Raw genomic sequence first — 15,831 nt, 5'->3', positions numbered from 1 at the left:
AAAAACATGATACATGATTTTGAGAGATAGTTACCATTTCAACACATTTCTTATATATAACTAAATGAAGTCGTCTACAATGGAAAAAAATGAGCATATTTTAGGGACAAGACGTTTTTTACCGATGTTCCTTACCCAGTTTTTTGGCGCCCTGAATGATAATGTTTATAAACAATCATTATTACTCGTCATTACCTATGGTTGGATTCATCATCAGTCTGCCAATATCAGTACACTCAACAATCTCGCTGCGTTACTGTTTATTCTACCCTATTTCATCTTCTCTGCGACCGCAGGTCAAATTGCAGATAAATACGAACGCTCATTTTTAGTCCGAAGTATTAAAATTTTAGAAATCATCATCATGCTGATCGCCTCGGCGGGTTTTTTATTGGGCAATCTTTGGATTTTACTCTTCGCCTTATTTTTAATGGGTACGCACAGTACTTTTTTTGGGCCAATCAAATATGCGATTTTACCTGAAATTTTAAAACCCAATGAACTGATGTCTGGTAACGCCCTGTTTCAGTCAGGCACATCCATTGCGATTCTAATTGGGATGATTTTAGGCGGTGCAGTCATTTCGCTGTCACAAGGCAATATGATCTGGATTTGCTTAACCATTGTGTCTATTGCAGTGGTGGGTTATTTATCCAGTCGTTTTGTCCTTAAACAATCTACCTCAAATGAAGACTTAGAAATCGATTGGAATTTCTTTCGAACCAGTTTTCAAACCATTCGTTATGCTAAAAGTTTACCGTTAATTTTTATCGTACTTTTAGGCAATTCTTGGTATTGGTTTTATGGTGCAACTTATCTCACACAAATCCCACAGTTAACACAGCAAAACCTGCATGCCAATGAAAATGTCGTCAGTTTATTGCTTACATTTTTTTCTGTCGGCATTGGTGTAGGCTCGTTGCTGTGTCGTAAAATTGGCGGCGCAGAAGTAAATATCAAAATGGTACCGCTTGGTGCAATTGGCTTAACGCTATTTGCGCTTTATTTGGCAGGCAGTTTGGCCTTTGTTCCAGAACGAACGGGTGATCTGATTGCGATTCCTGATATGTTTAACTCAGGGGCAATTTATTATCATGTCATGCTTGCGGTGACCTTATTGGGTATAAGTGGAGGTTTTTATATCGTTCCACTTTATGCCATGATGCAAGCCTATGCCCCAAAATCACACCGTGCACGTGTGGTTGCGGCAAACAATATTTTTAATGCAATATTCATGGTTTCATCGGCAATTTTTTCTATTCTCATCTTAAGTATTTTGAAAATAGATATTAAAATTTTATTCTGTATCACAGCTGTACTGAGTGCTATTTTTAGTACTTGGTTATTAATTCGTTTAAAACCATTAATAGCGACTACTCAGGTTTCTTTGGAGGACTAATATGCGTCAATATACTGGCATCGATAAATTGATCAATTCATTTGACCAAGCTTTAAGAAGTTTAGTACCTGGTGCAACTTCGGCACAAAGAAGCAATCCGTCTAATGCAGTTGAAACCAAGCTGGCTGTCAGTGAAGCACGCCATGTTGCAGGCTTAATGCGCGTCAACCATAGTGGTGAAGTCTGTGCTCAAGCGCTTTATCATGGACAGGCATTAACAGCCAAACTTCCAAATGTACGTCGTGAAATGGAATTTGCAGCAATTGAAGAACAAGATCATTTGGCTTGGTGTGAGGATCGTTTAAAGGAACTCGACAGTCATACCAGTTTGCTGAATCCTGTATGGTACGGTCTTTCTTTTGGTATGGGTGCGCTTGCAGGTATTGCAGGCGATAAATATAGTTTAGGTTTTGTGGCTGAAACTGAACGCCAAGTCAGTTTACATTTACAACACCATATCAGTCAGCTTCCAGCTCAAGACGAGCGCTCACGTAAAATATTGGTGCAGATGAATGAAGATGAACTGCATCATCGTGATACAGCATTAACTGCTGGTGGTGTAGAGCTGCCTATTCCAGTGAAGATCACCATGACTGCTATTTCTAAACTGATGACCAAGACCAGTTATTTTATCTAATTTATCTAACAGTCTGATTTAACTGATTTACAGGCCCACTTGCTGGGCTTGTTTTTTTAGTATTTTAATAAGGTCTGCTTAACCCACATTTTGATGTAGAGATGTAGGTTAAAAATAAAAAATTACTCAGCAACGCCCAAAAGTAATTTAGCTGTATTCGGTGCCAATTTTGCAGTTGCGACAGGCAATAAAGATGGATTGAGCGGATATTGAGTTCCATCAAATTTCAACATCACTTGCCCATGCTTTCGGCTATAAACCAGCACTTGCTTCCAACCATTATGCATATATGTTGTAGAGTAAACTGGTGTATCCACCAAGGTTGTTTTACTTAAAAAGTCAAACTGGTGATTAGATTTTCCTTGAAAGATCAGCATTGTACAACCACCAGACCCACACCAATCTTGCCCTTTTAAAAGCACGATGGCTTCATCTTGTCCATCTTGATTGAGATCATCAAATGCCACATCAAATAAAGCTTGATCTTGTGTATAAGCATTCACTTTTTGCTTAAGATTGTTATCCCGCTGTTGTAAGCTTTGCACTTCACTTACAGCTTGTACTGGTGTAACAGATTGTTCAGGTAAATGGCGACATGCACTAAATAAAAGCACACAACTGAATAATGCCAAGGGCTTAAAATACATTGTTTTTTAACCTATTTATTTTAAAGACTATAAAATGATAACTGGAAATTGATCTGCGGAATGTTTGAATAATGCATCTTCCCAAAGATCAGACATCGGCACTTTAACATCCAACGCCAATGGTAGTTTCTTTGGATTAAATTGCATTGCGGTTAAATGAGATCCCCATGCAATGAGATCAATATCCAAGGAAATTTGATGTGATGGGCGTACACGACCTGAGTCTGCTTCCATCTTTTTTAATAAAGACAGCATTTCATCTACAGACAGCTGACTTTGAACCAAACATGCAGCATTCCAATAATCTGCACCAATTCCATCACGGCATGGAATCAAATAGATTGGAGAAAATGACACCATTCCCAAATGGGCAATCTGAGCAAATGCTTTTTGAAAATTTTGTTGTGGATCGCGATTACTCGCTAGAGCTAGGGCGAATATCATTTCGGTGTCGTTCAAGACGAATTCCTACAGAATTTGCTTGCGGGATAATGGCAGGCTTACGGATCGTAATCATAATCGATTCAATAGGCGGAAAGGTAGAGAAAAGCGTATTCAATACCAATTTTGCCGCATGTTCGATCAATTTTGGCGCAGCATCCTGAATCACTTTGGCTGAAACTTCACAAATTTCTGCATAGTTCAACGTATCGACCAATTCATCTGAGTTAGACGCTTGTTCTAAACTGGTTTGAATGTGAAGATCCAACATTAAAGGTTGGATAATTTGCCGTTCCCAATTGAAGCAGCCAATCACCGTCTCAACTTTCAACCCTTCAATGATAATTGCATCCATGACGTTTATAAATTCTCAATGTAAATAAAAAAATGCCCTTTTAAAAAGGGCCAAGTAAGATTTTACAATCAAACTCAACCAGCTTTTCACAAAGGGAAAACCTCTATATCAATGTTTTAACAGCGACACAGGATCAATATTTTGCACCATCTGTAAACGTTGGTCAGCATAAATATCGGTATATGGGGCAAGAACACGCATAAAACGATCAAAATAGAGCATTTGCTTAAATAATAAAGCGAAGTCACGTGGGAAACGAATACCATGACGCTCGCCCACACCCACCATATCCATCATGATGTCATTTAAATCAGATGGATTAGACGTCATAATTTTTTGTGGATCTGCAAGCAGTACCCCACTAAATAAACGCTCTAAATCTTCTGCCAAAACCTGCGTATCAACTTGAGTGCTGGTCATGCCCATACCCAACATATTTTCAGCCATCAACTTGTAATCAGTCTTTTGCAAAGCATCCATAAATGCCATACATGCTTGCCAAACTTCAGGTTTTAACTGCCCAACGATACCAAAATCAATAAAACCAATACGGCCATCTTCAAGCAACATTAGATTACCTGCATGCAAATCAGCATGGAAAGACTGGCATAACATCAAACTACCAAACCAAGTATTCATGGCGGTAATCAGCACTTGAGATGGATCTTTCGCGACCTTTCTCACCACATCAAAATCAGTCAATGGCACACCATACAAGCGTTGCATGGTAAGTACCCGACGTGTTGAAAATTGATGATAGACCTTTGGTGCGGTTGCTGCGGTGTTTTGCGACACATTAAGATAATTCACAAAATCATCTAAATTTTGTGCTTCTTCAATAAAATCAACTTCACGTACCATACGTGTTTTAATTTCATCAACAATATCTGCCAATGAAGCGAATTTTACTTTTGGAATCGCTTTTTCTAACACCTTTGTTGCCCAGTGCAATACATTTAAATCGGTATAAAGAATAGTTTCTACACCGGGTTTTTGCACTTTAATTACAACATCTTCACCGGTCACCAATTTGGCCGCATGAACCTGAGCAATAGACGCTGAAGCAAGAGGCTTTTCATCAATAGATGCAAAGATTTCACTTAAATTACGTCCAGCAAATTCTTGTTTCAACACCTCCTGAACATAGCTAAAAGGTAAATAAGGCGTTTGATCTAAACAGCCTTGAAACTCTTCAACATATTCACGAGGAAATAAAGATGGTGTACTGGCAATAAATTGACCCAATTTAATATAAGTTGAGCCTAATGATTCAAAAGTTTCACGCATCAGTTTGGCATTACTTGGTTTTTCAGTGGCGTATTTAATGCCAGCTTTGGCTGCGATAACGGCAGTCTCCCCAACTCGGGCAACTGAACGCAGACCATCTAAAAAGATATTATTTTTCATAATGTCAACATTAAATTGAATTTGTATAAGTGTAGCAAATTAATCAGCATTTGCAGTATGGCTTGCCTGACAGTTTGTACAATCTCTATCTTTTTCAAAGGCTAAAATTCGTTGTTTCATTGTTAACCCATCCCAAAGCATCAGTTTTTGTTTCAGTGGGGTTTTCGCCAAACCTAAATATAGAAGTGCATGATGTGCCTGTAAACTTGCCATGACATTGGGTGTAGTGGCCAATACACCAGAGTCAGCACAACGCAGACTTTCATTATGCTGTTGCGCTTTGGGAAATAAACATTCATAACAAGCTGTATCACCGTCAACCATAAAGAGCTGACCTTGGAAACCAATCGCAGACGCGCTAATCAGTGGGATATGCAGCTGGGTACAGATGTGGTTCACTAGATAACGGGTGGTAAAGTTATCGCAACCATCTAAGACTAAATCTTGCTGAGCAATCAATACTTGCGCATTATTTTCATCCAATTTACTGGTATAGCTTTCTACTTGGATAAAAGGATTAATTGTTTGTAATCTCTTGGCCAAGATCTCCGATTTATAAAAACCCACATCTTGCGCAACATAGGCAATTTGTCTTTGTAAATTACTGATTTCAACCGTATCAGCATCAATCAAACTAATTTTTCCAACACCTGCACGCGCCAACAATTCGGCAGTGGTACACCCTATTCCACCGCAACCAACAATCAGTACATTGGCGAGTTTTAATTTTTCCTGTGCCTCAATATCCCAACCATCCAGCAGAATTTGACGGGAATAGAGATGCATTTCAGATTCGGTAAGTTCTAGATCGTGTTCAAGCATGGGTGGATAAACTTTTCAATTTTAATCAGTATAAAGTAAAAATTTTATAGGGGAGCAATAACTAAAAATAATCTTTAATCCTTTGGCTTAAGTTTTAGCAATTCGCTCAATGTTTTCAACAGGTCATTTGCAAAATCATCATGATATGGTTCAACACAGTATACAATCAAATTTAAACTGTTTCATTTTCCATAACCTAGCATTTTATGATATTTATTCTCAAAAATGATTCAAATATTGAAAAACTATAAAAATCAATCTACATTAATACAGAAAATTTTTTCAAGCTGGATAAAAATATGGAACTGGATCGTTACGACAAACAAATTTTAGAAATTTTAACCCATGAAGACATCAATCTAAATGAATTGTCAGAACGTATTAACCTGTCAGTAAGTTCTGTCCATCGTCGTATCAAACACTTGATCGAAACCGATATCATGACCAATCTAAAGCGTGATATTAATTTTGAAAAATTAGGCTTTAAATTACATGTCATTTTACAAATTTCCCTAAGCAAACATGACACCGATACCTTTGCTAAATTTTTAGAAGAACTCGAAAACATCCCTGAAGTGATTAACGCCTTTTTAGTCACTGGGCAAACCGCTGATTTCCTTGTCGAAGTTATCGCAAAAGATATGGAGAATTACAGTGAAATTTTACTCAAACGTATTGGTAAAATTGAGCACGTGGTTGCACTACATTCAAGCTTCGTGATTAAAGAATATAAACGTGTGTTTAATTGTACTGGCCTACTCAATCGAATTTAAATTATGTATTGAGCCAGTTTAGTTTCTACACGATGAATAGAATGCACTTAAAAGTCTACGAAGCAAAGCTACTCTCATTGGTCTTAAACATTGGTTTTATGATGTTTTAAATAAGTAGAATTTAAAAATCAAAGATATCAGATTGTATTTAAATGGGTCTTTTTATGAGATTTTATTTTGCCGAAGAATATCAACCACAATGCAATGCACGGTTTGCGTATTATCAAACTCAAATCAAAGCACTTTTAACCAATGCAGAGATTGAGCACATTGGCGCCTCTGCGATTCCAAATGCAATCTCTAAAGGAGATTTAGACATTTATATTGCAGTGGATCAATCTGAATTTAATGATGCAATTCAAAAGCTTTACCACTTAAACTTTCAAGAAAAATTAGCAACACTGAGAACGGATCAACTGTGTATGTTGGAATCGCTCAATGGTGATGATGTCGCCTTTCAATTGGTTGTTAAAGGTTCTGAATTTGAGTCATTTATTACGTTTAGAGATAAACTCAGGCAATCGCCTGAACTAGTGCAAACGTACAATGATCTAAAAAAGCGTTGTGAAAATTTAGATATGATCGATTATCGGATTGAAAAAAATAAATTTATTTCCGCAATTTTAAATCAGCAATAAATTCTCTGAATAAAAAACGCACCGAAAGGTGCGATTAACATTTAATTAAATCAATATGTTGTATTTTAGTTGCACTCAATATTTTCATTTATTAAATTTAAAAAATAATCATGTTTTATTAAATATTTATCATCATTGCACTGCTCAAATCACTCTTAACCAGATATGATTTATTACTGATGCTCAGATTGTCAGTATCCGTAATGTTCTCTTTTAAATTCTGTACGAATTCCAGTAAATTAAGATTAACAAAATTTGAGGCTACCATAACAATTTGGGGCAAAATTTTGCCCATTAAGCTGAAGGTTAGATAGATTCATTTGTAGGGGAGCAACATTTGATAAATTTACATTTCCAATATTTGCATCAAGTCCATTTCCACTAATAATTCCACCAAGATCATTGGTTCTAGCAGGATATTGCTGTAAATAATCTCCAGCTTTCGTAGCAAATTGACCAAGCAATGGCTCAATACTTAATTTTTGGGTTGGTTCTACTCGACCTATACTGATAGGATCTGCAAGTGCTAACCACCAACCTGGCTGTGCAATATTTAAGGATTCAGAACCTGGCCACAATAAACTCTGATTTTGTAAGCTTAAAGATGCAGCCGAATTCACCTGTAAGCTATGAATAAAGCCAAGAGCTTCTTGAAAATTTACAGTCGCTTTCGCACCACTTACTGAACCACTCATTTTGATATTAGTAAATTGACGCCCTGTTGGTGCTGCTAAACAAGCTGGAATTAAAAAAACCGTGTTTTGACATCCTGTTATCTTAGCGTCTACAGGATTACCAGCTGTGTATACTGCTGTTGTGGTTCCATTTGCATCAAAGGTTGTTCTACCTATTGCTGGATAATCATTTCCTGTCCCTAAATTGATAGTTGGAATATCAACAGATGCAGATAAACCAACTGATGTCTTACGATTTCCTACAACAACAATTTGGGAGGTTTCAAAAGGAAGGTTATTCATTTCTGGAATACTGAATCCCCCTCCAGTTGTGATAAAACTTGCATTTGCTAATCCAATTGCAACTAAATTGCCTTTAATTGGATATGTAGCTAGATTCATAAACTGTGCAGCAGTATCGGCATATCCTTTAATTTTACTTTGTTCTGCAACAGTAGTACCAATACCTGACTGTACTTTCATGTATCCAGAGAAACTATTTAGTCCATTCGCAACAGATGAATTTTCTGTTCCCAAAGTCATCAGACCTAGTATTTTCTCGGCACTCAGCCTCAATCCTACCATTTCTCTTGTTGATGACTGACCAGGATTTTTAATTGCAAACTCAATGAAAGGGTTAGTTAATTTTGCACTGGAACTTGCTCTGCCAGAATTAGTATCAGAAATACCACTTAAACTTAAATTATCAATATCAATGTCACATCCACCAGCCCCGTTCAATCCCCCACAACCTAGCTGTAATTTTTTAATATTAGCATTCAACTCTAGTTCTGCTTCCAAACCTAAGCGATAAAAACCGATATTCTGGCTACCGCCAGTACGCTGTCTTTCCAAGTTATCTGAATCATTAGGTGCAATAAAAGACATACTCATTAAAGCCTGACCAGTTGTCGCTGACATTTCACTTTCTGACATAGGTTGAAAAGTTTCAGAACTTGCATAAACTAAATGGTTGCTAAAACAGATTAACCCCAAAAAAGCATTTGATAAAAATACCTTTTTCATTATAAAAATCCTTTTTTCATTGTAAGAATACTTATTAGTTTAAAAATTCAAACAATTACTTTTATTAATAATTGCAATGTAATTTTGATGTAATTGTATACTTTTTTTTATTCTTCTCAAACTCTTTTTAATTTACCTAAACATTCTAATGTATAAAAATTTTGGCTATTGAAGACTGTGGTCCATAACTAAAAAGAGAACTCCAGCATTGCCCACCGTAAGTGGGTTTTTATCTCAAAATCCGATCTTAAATTCACCATACGCAAGCTTTATAATTGTTTTGGCAAAATTTTCAGTGTTAACTAAAATCGACAGTGCATCAGAAATTTCATTCAGGCTAAAAGAGTATTCAAATCGTCCAATTTCCATTAAATCTTTGATTGATTGATTAACAGAAGCAATATTGATCTCATCTTGTTGAAGGATTTTATTTAAGGAATTTAAATTTAGTCAAATGAAAAACAACTTATAAACTATTGCTTTTTAATTAATAAATTAAATTTAAACACGTAATAATAAAAAACGCACCCAAAGGTGCGTTTTATCAACTCAAATCAGACTTAACTGTCTAATTCAGCCAATACTTCATCTGTGAATTCAACGTTGGTATATACGTTTTGAACATCATCAAGATCTTCAAACATATCAATCATTTTCACAATGAGTTTTGCTTGATCCACATCAGCAATCAATGCTTTTGTTGATGGGCTCATAACCACTTCTGCATTATCAGATTTTAAACCAGCAGCAGTCAAAGCATCTTGTACATCACCAAAGCTTTCTGGTGTAGTGATCACTAAGATTTCATCTTCGTTCACTTCGATATCTTCAGCGCCAGCTTCCAAAGCCACATCCATGATTTTGTCTTCTAAAGAAACATCTTCAAAAGTAATCTCACCACGTTTGGTAAACAAGTATGCCACTGAACCCGCCGTACCTAAGTTACCATTGGTTTTAGAAAAACAATGACGTACATCAGGCACAGTACGATTAAGGTTATCTGTCATGGTTTCTACGATAACCGCAACACCACCCACACCATAACCTTCATAAGTGACTTCTTTTAAATCATCGTTGTCTTCACCACCAGCACCACGTTGGATAGCACGGTTGATCGTGTCACGTGTCATATTCACTGAAAGTGCTTTTTCGACAACAGCACGTAGACGAGGGTTACTTCCCACATCAGGACCGCCAAGTCTTGCTGCTGTGGTTAATTCACGAATATATTTGGTAAAAACTTTACCACGACTTGCATCTTGTTTTGCTTTGCGATGCTTAATATTGGCCCACTTGGAATGACCCGCCATGCGAAATATGCTCCTGTAGATTGGCTTTATGCCATATCAAATTGCGGCAATTCTACCATAAGCACTTTTTTATGAGAAAGTGCTTATTTTTTAGATTTAATGTAAATTAAGAATTTTTTGCTTCAGGAATCACAATATCGAGCCCTGTATGTTGTTTATATAGACGTTTAATTTCTGCTAAGTCTTGATCTAGATCTGTTGGGTAAATTTTTCCAAAGATCCCACCCTGTTTTGTTTTTGAGTTTGCATACATTAAAACAATAGGAACACCAGCTGCTTTTGCGATATGCCAAAAACCAGTACGGATCGGTTTACGTGCTTGCCCTCGTTCTGCGCGAGTCGCTTCTGGCGCAATCACCAAATTAAATTCTTCATTACTCTGAAACAGATCAACCATTTGTGAAACGATGTCTTTGTTTGACTTACGGTCTACAGGAATACCACCAATTTTTTCTAAAATCGGTTTTAAAGGCCCTTTAAATAATTCTTTTTTAATTAAAGTATGGATTTTAATGTCATGAATTTGAAAAATAGCCAATGACAATACAGCATCCATCATGGATGTATGTTCAAAACCGATGATGACTTGTTTTTTTTCTAATACACTTTGATCAACTTCGTATGACCAACCTGAGAGCTTAAAAGTAAGTTCTCCCAACATCTTTTTCATAAATACCTAACATCATAAAATCATAATTTGCGAATTGTCCGAGTAAAAGCTTAAAAAGACAATCTCTATTGTGCTTATTTTTTACATTTGTATATTTATTTTTGTCATTTTAAAGACTTGTTTTGCTATACCGAAATGGGTGATTAAAATGTAAAATCGTTAAATCCACCAATGTCATCTAACTCACTTTAGAACAAAAATATAAATTCTTCATAAAAAACATTCATATAAATCATAGTCTCAATAATAAAACTCAAATCAATATTCTTTATCTTGTTAAAATCATTTAGACTTTAGTCTTAATTGCGCCATAAGCTCAAAAATTTTACCTGCAAAAGGATTGCAATATGTTGATGCCTCTCTTTGGCGTAAGTGCCTTAGTCTTTGTTTTGATTTGCACATGGAGTGTATTTGAAATTTATTTAGAAAAACGAAAAAAGTAACACTGCATATTATTCCCGCTCAATAGCCACAAACTTCGCTAGATCATCGTATACCGCAACACACTCAGCAGCAGCTCTCATTGACTCAAAACTTAGATCATTGTTAGAACTATCCAATTAATTTTCAATTTTGGTTAAGCTTTTAATCATTCGGCTCTATTTCAGTTATTCTCACCAAAAAATAAATCAGACTCATCAAGCATTAAAACTGCTTCTAAAAATTTCGCTCGACAAAGTTTGAAAATCACTTTAAATAGATACACTTACTTCTAAAGCATATAAAATAAATGGGGATCTATGAATAATTTACTACATATCTATGCATTTTGTGCGGTTTTGCTTTTTTTTAAAATGCTTGCAATCTCTTGTTATCAAGGATTTTATCGTATAAAGAATAAAGCGTTTAAAAATACCGAAGATGCTAATTTTGTCAGTGTTCAAGCCAGACCCGAAGAACTACCACAAGTGACCAGAGCCAGCCAAGCTTGGGCAAATGATCTAGAAAATATTCCCGTGTTTTGGGTGCTTGGAGGACTTTGTATTGTATTAAACCTAAGCAGTGATTTTATTGTCTGGATCTTTTGTATTTTTACGATTGCAAGAATCACACATACAGTCACCTATCTCAGTGCAATTCAACCATGGCGCAGTATTTCTTATGCTGTTGGAATAATCTGCCTTATTATTTTGGCAATTCAAATCGTAATCACATGTATTGGATTTTAAACAAATGCTAATCAATAGGCATTAACTGATATTTTTATGCTTTATTCGCTGTTTTATAACCGTTCATTTCTTTATAAGTTGTATTTTATAGCTAGGAAAATAATACAACTTATATCAATAATTCATCCAAAATATCCTATGAATAATAATTAAATTTAGATTTACTAATTTATCTTATAATTTTTTCAATATAATCAAAAGTAAAGTAAATTTATCAAAAAGTAAAACTATGTCACTATTTTGTAATACTTTATTTATATGAAAAATATAATTAAAAATACATTATTTTCAAACAACTCTATGATTTTATGTTTTTTATATTAATTTTCAATCATTATTAATTAACTTTTAAGTCTTAATACTGTTTTTAAATTAGAGTTTTTACTCTACTTATTGGTTATTTTATGTAATTTTAATAATCTCATTGTCAAGAAGACAGTGATTGTATTTAAAAGGATGAATTAAAGTGAAAATAAAAAAGATCTTTCAAAAAGCCATCGTTACAACCTCACTCTTGTGTATTGCGGGAATAAGCCAAGCTGAAGATTTTAAACGCTTCTCGGTTTCTTCAGGGTGGTTGCATATGTCATCAATGGGGAAAGCACAACCTTTTAGGATTAATACCTCTGTGGGTAATGGTACTAAAGCTGCTGTGGGGGTAATTACAGGCCAAACCATTTTAAATAATGTCGATCAATCTCGTATTGATGCGATGGATCCCAACCTAATTAGCTTGCTCAATGCACCAAGTAATGAAGAAGGACGATATTTATTTGATGACCTGCTGGATGTAATCATGGCAGACGACCCAACCTTAATCGACCAATTAACAGGAATTGCTGAAATCAATGGGATTGCCAATTGGTCAGCGGATGCTGGTTTGGAAGTTGAGGATGTAGACACGTTAGGTATGATGTTTACTTATAATGTCACTGACAATGTTGCCGTTCAATTGATTGCAGGGATTCCACCAAAAGTTGATCTAAAAGGGAAAGGTACTGTCTATGCACCCTTTTCAGCAACATCTCAGCCACTTCAGGGCTTAGTAGGTGATTTGTATTTAAAAAACAATCTTTTGATTACAGATTTAGATAGTTATAACACTGCTGCATCTGCTAGAGCTTGGACGCCTGCCATACAAGCGCAGTACTATTTTGGTAAATCTGGTGTCAATAAGTTCAGACCATTTGTAGGTGCTGGTTTAATGTATGCCTACTTCAACGAGATCGAAATCAATTCAGGGATTGAAAATGATTTGATACGTGCTGGACATATGATTCAAAACATTCATGATGGTAAAGCAGGTGCTTCTCTAGAAGGAAAGCAATCAAGCGGCAACATGAAAGTTAAGGTAGATGCTACTGATGCCATTGCACCGATTGTTACTGCTGGTTTTACCTATGACTTTAAACAAAACTGGTTTGCGACTGCCTCTATTTCGTATGCGAAGTTAGACAATACTGCAACCATTACAGTCCTCAACACCAACAACAATGCAAAGCTTATTCAGGCTAAAACTAAAATTGAGATCGACCCACTAATCACTTACCTTGGTGTAGGTTATCGTTTCTAAGTCTATCTGTTAAAACCTGAAGCCATTACAGCAACTTAAATACTGTAATGGCTTCATTTATAATTAATTTCAAAAAATTACCATGTATAAAATTTAATTCATTAAGTAATTATTTTGGCTGTCTTGTAGCCTTTTCATTTCAGACCAAGACTCACCTACCTATTTCATATAAGGTAAATATTCAAATCACATTTCAATAGGAAAGTATCAAATGACTTCTATCAATGTTGAAAGTATTAAGAATCATGCCGATGTTATTGCGTCTTGTGGAACCAAAGTTGGTGAGGTAGATCACCTTGTTGGAGCAGACCAAATCAAGCTGACTAAACATGGCGATGGACATCACCATCTCATCCCAACATCTTGGGTTGGTGAGATAAAAGGCGAAAAAGTTATCTTAACTAAAGATTCTCAAGAGGTTAAAGACACTTGGCTAGAAGTATAGATTTGGCCTATTACAACTGAGTTATATTCAATTTTATAGGTGTCTCGTTCTGAAGTAGATTGACACTTATTTCATATAAAACGCTCGATGAATTTCATCGAGCGTTTTATATTTGATTAAATCTTATTATTAAGACTTTCGTATCTTCATCTAACCTTAATTGGCGTTGTCTTTCGCCTTCATTGATAAGGTCAAGGCGTTTGCCCCAGTATTGAATTGCATATTGATATTCACTCTTTTTGCTTGTTGATATATTTTCTATTCTAGAATTTATAAGTAGTAATATGGATAATGACTAACAGTGTAATATTTCAAATAACCCTATAAGTAAAATTTAAAAATCATCTTTAGGATGCTCTCATTTAGTTTTTGGAAATTAATAGTTTATTTAGCAAATAAAAAATCCACCGAGGTGGATTTAATCAGTCAAGAATGCTGTGTTTTTCTTTTCCCACCACCATCCTGCTTATTTACAGTCGCCCAAGCAATACGTTCTGCATCTTCATCTGAGCGACCTTGTTTTTTCTCACTTTCATAAATATGTTGCGCTTGTCTTTTCTGCTTTGCTGTATATGCTGATTTATCACCTATAGACATAATCACTTCTCCATATAACGTTAAATAAAAGCATTGTTTTTATAGCATGGATTATTTTATTCGCTGTTTAGTGTTGTAAGTACTTGTGAATTTAGGCCCTGCTTATTTATTTTAACTCAATATAGAATACCAATTAACACTATGTTTTTATTTTAAAAATAACTAGCCATTATTTTAAAGCATCATTTGATTTAATACTTAATCTTTCATTTAATCTACATTGATCACTTTTGAACAACATTTATTCACACAGTATTGATGAGATTAGTCCACCATATAAATTAATCACTTGATAAATCTTAGAGGTTAATATGCAACATGATAACAACCCATCAACCGCTCAAGAAAGATCTGAAAAAGCACAAGAAAAGCGTAGAATCCCTAAATATATTTTACTCTTAGTGGGTCTATTTTTAATTGCGATTGTGATCTATATGCTTGCGAGCTGGCAAGGCTAAGTTAGAGTAATGTGCAGCTATTTTTAAACGACCTATTTTTGATTGTATAGTCCATAATTGATCTTGATTGAAGAGGCTTTACATTGAGGTAATCCATAAAAGCTTGGTTTGCTATAGCTGCTGTAGACTTCTTTTTCTCGATATTTAATTGTTGTTGCTGCTCTAATATTTTTTGCTTTTTTATGGTTGGGATTTATTCCTTATGCCATTTGTAGCAATTTCCCCTGTGTTAAGTCATGTGCTTTCCCTAGACTGATATTTCCATATAATCCAAAGTCGTGCGCACAGATCTACCAAGAACTTTCTTTCAGCGACAGTAAGTTTTATCGCTGTTATTTACACGTACAACAAAGCCAATCAACTCCTTGTCTCGATAAATCGCAGATCTAAGCTCCAATTGATCAATAAATGTCTTTGTCAGCTTTACTCTTGGTGTTGACCTATATAGAATCTCTAGCTGTCGCAATGCTAAACACTATATCAAGCTATTCTCTACAGTCTACTTGTAAAAAAAACTTGATAAACTCTAAAATCTTAGATAGTATTGCACACGTTCCAAGTAGTTGATAATTAATCAATTCACTTGATGAAGGGCCTGTAGCTCAGTTGGTTAGAGCAGCGGACTCATAATCCGTTGGTCCCCAGTTCAAGTCTGGGCGGGCCCACCATATTAAACCTCGTAGATTATTGATTTATGGGGTTTTTTATTGTCTAAATTTTTTGACCATCGAAGAGTAAAGCAGATGAAAAATAAAAATATTAGAGATATTCGAGACTTTATCCGTTGGTC

General features: G+C 35.4%; 17 protein-coding genes and 1 tRNA gene. 9 read left to right on the top strand and 9 right to left on the bottom strand.

Annotated elements, in window-relative coordinates:
- Positions 1-79: 79 nt before the first annotated feature.
- Both AS4_RS09305 and coq7 read left to right on the top strand, forming a co-directional pair.
- Positions 80-1,399 (top strand): MFS transporter, encoded by a 1,320-nt coding sequence (locus AS4_RS09305; protein WP_096733965.1) that lies wholly within the window; start codon positions 80-82, stop codon positions 1,397-1,399.
- Between the two features lies 1 nt (position 1,400).
- Positions 1,401-2,036: a 2-polyprenyl-3-methyl-6-methoxy-1,4-benzoquinone monooxygenase gene (coq7, locus tag AS4_RS09300; RefSeq protein WP_004720993.1), complete on the top strand. Its 636-nt coding sequence runs from the start codon at positions 1,401-1,403 to the stop codon at positions 2,034-2,036.
- A gap of 122 nt (positions 2,037-2,158) precedes the next feature.
- Here the strand turns inward: coq7 and AS4_RS09295 are convergent, their stop codons facing one another.
- From AS4_RS09295 to AS4_RS09275, 5 genes are all read right to left on the bottom strand, one after another.
- A complete protein-coding gene (locus AS4_RS09295) occupies positions 2,159-2,683 on the bottom strand; it encodes a hypothetical protein (RefSeq protein ID WP_004720995.1) in 525 nt (174 codons plus the stop codon).
- A gap of 27 nt (positions 2,684-2,710) precedes the next feature.
- Complete coding sequence (locus tag AS4_RS09290) at positions 2,711-3,142, bottom strand: 2-amino-4-hydroxy-6-hydroxymethyldihydropteridine diphosphokinase (RefSeq protein WP_016539512.1); 432 nt, start codon at positions 3,140-3,142, stop codon at positions 2,711-2,713.
- Positions 3,099-3,479, bottom strand: a complete 381-nt coding sequence (folB, locus tag AS4_RS09285; protein ID WP_096733964.1) for a dihydroneopterin aldolase — start codon at positions 3,477-3,479, stop codon at positions 3,099-3,101. The genes AS4_RS09290 and folB overlap by 44 nt, the downstream gene beginning before the upstream one ends.
- Before the next feature lie 108 nt (positions 3,480-3,587).
- On the bottom strand, positions 3,588-4,886 hold the full coding sequence (locus AS4_RS09280; protein ID WP_034612833.1) for an ABC1 kinase family protein: 1,299 nt from the start codon (positions 4,884-4,886) through the stop codon (positions 3,588-3,590).
- 39 nt (positions 4,887-4,925) lie between these two features.
- The gene (locus tag AS4_RS09275; protein ID WP_096733963.1) at positions 4,926-5,708 is read right to left on the bottom strand and encodes a HesA/MoeB/ThiF family protein; all 783 of its coding nucleotides are present in this window, start codon (positions 5,706-5,708) and stop codon (positions 4,926-4,928) included.
- A gap of 299 nt (positions 5,709-6,007) precedes the next feature.
- Here AS4_RS09275 and AS4_RS09270 point away from each other — a divergent pair, with 299 nt between their 5' ends.
- On the top strand, positions 6,008-6,481 hold the full coding sequence (locus AS4_RS09270) for an Lrp/AsnC family transcriptional regulator (protein WP_004721004.1): 474 nt from the start codon (positions 6,008-6,010) through the stop codon (positions 6,479-6,481).
- 164 nt (positions 6,482-6,645) lie between these two features.
- The gene (locus AS4_RS09265; RefSeq protein ID WP_096733962.1) at positions 6,646-7,119 is read left to right on the top strand and encodes a GrpB family protein; all 474 of its coding nucleotides are present in this window, start codon (positions 6,646-6,648) and stop codon (positions 7,117-7,119) included.
- 245 nt (positions 7,120-7,364) lie between these two features.
- On the opposite strand, the gene AS4_RS09260 is transcribed toward AS4_RS09265, so the two are convergent.
- From AS4_RS09260 to AS4_RS09250, 3 genes are all read right to left on the bottom strand, one after another.
- Positions 7,365-8,819, bottom strand: a complete 1,455-nt coding sequence (locus AS4_RS09260) for a hypothetical protein (protein WP_034612843.1) — start codon at positions 8,817-8,819, stop codon at positions 7,365-7,367.
- A gap of 560 nt (positions 8,820-9,379) precedes the next feature.
- Positions 9,380-10,129 (bottom strand): YebC/PmpR family DNA-binding transcriptional regulator, encoded by a 750-nt coding sequence (locus tag AS4_RS09255; protein ID WP_004821088.1) that lies wholly within the window; start codon positions 10,127-10,129, stop codon positions 9,380-9,382.
- A gap of 106 nt (positions 10,130-10,235) precedes the next feature.
- The gene (locus tag AS4_RS09250) at positions 10,236-10,799 is read right to left on the bottom strand and encodes a 1-acyl-sn-glycerol-3-phosphate acyltransferase (protein WP_004721021.1); all 564 of its coding nucleotides are present in this window, start codon (positions 10,797-10,799) and stop codon (positions 10,236-10,238) included.
- 740 nt (positions 10,800-11,539) lie between these two features.
- Here AS4_RS09250 and AS4_RS09245 point away from each other — a divergent pair.
- The 3 genes from AS4_RS09245 (at position 11,540) to AS4_RS09235 (ending at position 13,986) form a co-directional block, all read left to right on the top strand.
- A complete protein-coding gene (locus tag AS4_RS09245) occupies positions 11,540-11,968 on the top strand; it encodes an MAPEG family protein (RefSeq protein ID WP_096733961.1) in 429 nt (142 codons plus the stop codon).
- A gap of 466 nt (positions 11,969-12,434) precedes the next feature.
- Entirely contained in the window at positions 12,435-13,541 is a 1,107-nt protein-coding gene (locus tag AS4_RS09240; RefSeq protein WP_004821080.1) for an OmpW/AlkL family protein, read from the top strand.
- Positions 13,542-13,752: 211 nt separating this feature from the next.
- Positions 13,753-13,986 (top strand): DUF2171 domain-containing protein, encoded by a 234-nt coding sequence (locus AS4_RS09235; RefSeq protein WP_004721027.1) that lies wholly within the window; start codon positions 13,753-13,755, stop codon positions 13,984-13,986.
- Positions 13,987-14,412: 426 nt separating this feature from the next.
- Here AS4_RS09235 and AS4_RS21750 read toward each other — a convergent pair whose 3' ends face one another.
- A complete protein-coding gene (locus AS4_RS21750) occupies positions 14,413-14,583 on the bottom strand; it encodes a hypothetical protein (RefSeq protein ID WP_096733960.1) in 171 nt (56 codons plus the stop codon).
- Between the two features lie 311 nt (positions 14,584-14,894).
- Here AS4_RS21750 and AS4_RS21745 point away from each other — a divergent pair, with 311 nt between their 5' ends.
- Both AS4_RS21745 and AS4_RS09225 read left to right on the top strand, forming a co-directional pair.
- On the top strand, positions 14,895-15,041 hold the full coding sequence (locus tag AS4_RS21745; RefSeq protein WP_167468940.1) for a hypothetical protein: 147 nt from the start codon (positions 14,895-14,897) through the stop codon (positions 15,039-15,041).
- A gap of 591 nt (positions 15,042-15,632) precedes the next feature.
- A tRNA-Ile gene (locus AS4_RS09225) sits at positions 15,633-15,709 on the top strand.
- Positions 15,710-15,831: the final 122 nt, after the last annotated feature.

This window comes from Acinetobacter guillouiae (genome assembly GCF_002370525.2).
GTDB classification, from domain to species: domain Bacteria; phylum Pseudomonadota; class Gammaproteobacteria; order Pseudomonadales; family Moraxellaceae; genus Acinetobacter; species Acinetobacter guillouiae.
This window is presented reverse-complemented; position numbering and strand designations above follow the sequence as displayed.

What these genes read in the sequence shown, in the direction of transcription:
- AS4_RS09305 (WP_096733965.1), top strand. Translation starts at nt 80, where the DNA reads ATGGAAAAAAATGAGCATATTTTAGGGACAAGACGTTTTTTACCGATG.
- coq7 (WP_004720993.1), top strand. Translation starts at nt 1,401, where the DNA reads ATGCGTCAATATACTGGCATCGATAAATTGATCAATTCATTTGACCAA.
- AS4_RS09295 (WP_004720995.1), bottom strand. Translation starts at nt 2,683, where the DNA reads ATGTATTTTAAGCCCTTGGCATTATTCAGTTGTGTGCTTTTATTTAGT.
- folB (WP_096733964.1), bottom strand. Translation starts at nt 3,479, where the DNA reads ATGGATGCAATTATCATTGAAGGGTTGAAAGTTGAGACGGTGATTGGC.
- AS4_RS09280 (WP_034612833.1), bottom strand. Translation starts at nt 4,886, where the DNA reads ATGAAAAATAATATCTTTTTAGATGGTCTGCGTTCAGTTGCCCGAGTT.
- AS4_RS09275 (WP_096733963.1), bottom strand. Translation starts at nt 5,708, where the DNA reads ATGCTTGAACACGATCTAGAACTTACCGAATCTGAAATGCATCTCTAT.
- AS4_RS09270 (WP_004721004.1), top strand. Translation starts at nt 6,008, where the DNA reads ATGGAACTGGATCGTTACGACAAACAAATTTTAGAAATTTTAACCCAT.
- AS4_RS09265 (WP_096733962.1), top strand. Translation starts at nt 6,646, where the DNA reads ATGAGATTTTATTTTGCCGAAGAATATCAACCACAATGCAATGCACGG.
- AS4_RS09260 (WP_034612843.1), bottom strand. Translation starts at nt 8,819, where the DNA reads ATGAAAAAGGTATTTTTATCAAATGCTTTTTTGGGGTTAATCTGTTTT.
- AS4_RS09255 (WP_004821088.1), bottom strand. Translation starts at nt 10,129, where the DNA reads ATGGCGGGTCATTCCAAGTGGGCCAATATTAAGCATCGCAAAGCAAAA.
- AS4_RS09250 (WP_004721021.1), bottom strand. Translation starts at nt 10,799, where the DNA reads ATGAAAAAGATGTTGGGAGAACTTACTTTTAAGCTCTCAGGTTGGTCA.
- AS4_RS09245 (WP_096733961.1), top strand. Translation starts at nt 11,540, where the DNA reads ATGAATAATTTACTACATATCTATGCATTTTGTGCGGTTTTGCTTTTT.
- AS4_RS09235 (WP_004721027.1), top strand. Translation starts at nt 13,753, where the DNA reads ATGACTTCTATCAATGTTGAAAGTATTAAGAATCATGCCGATGTTATT.
- AS4_RS21750 (WP_096733960.1), bottom strand. Translation starts at nt 14,583, where the DNA reads ATGTCTATAGGTGATAAATCAGCATATACAGCAAAGCAGAAAAGACAA.
- AS4_RS21745 (WP_167468940.1), top strand. Translation starts at nt 14,895, where the DNA reads ATGCAACATGATAACAACCCATCAACCGCTCAAGAAAGATCTGAAAAA.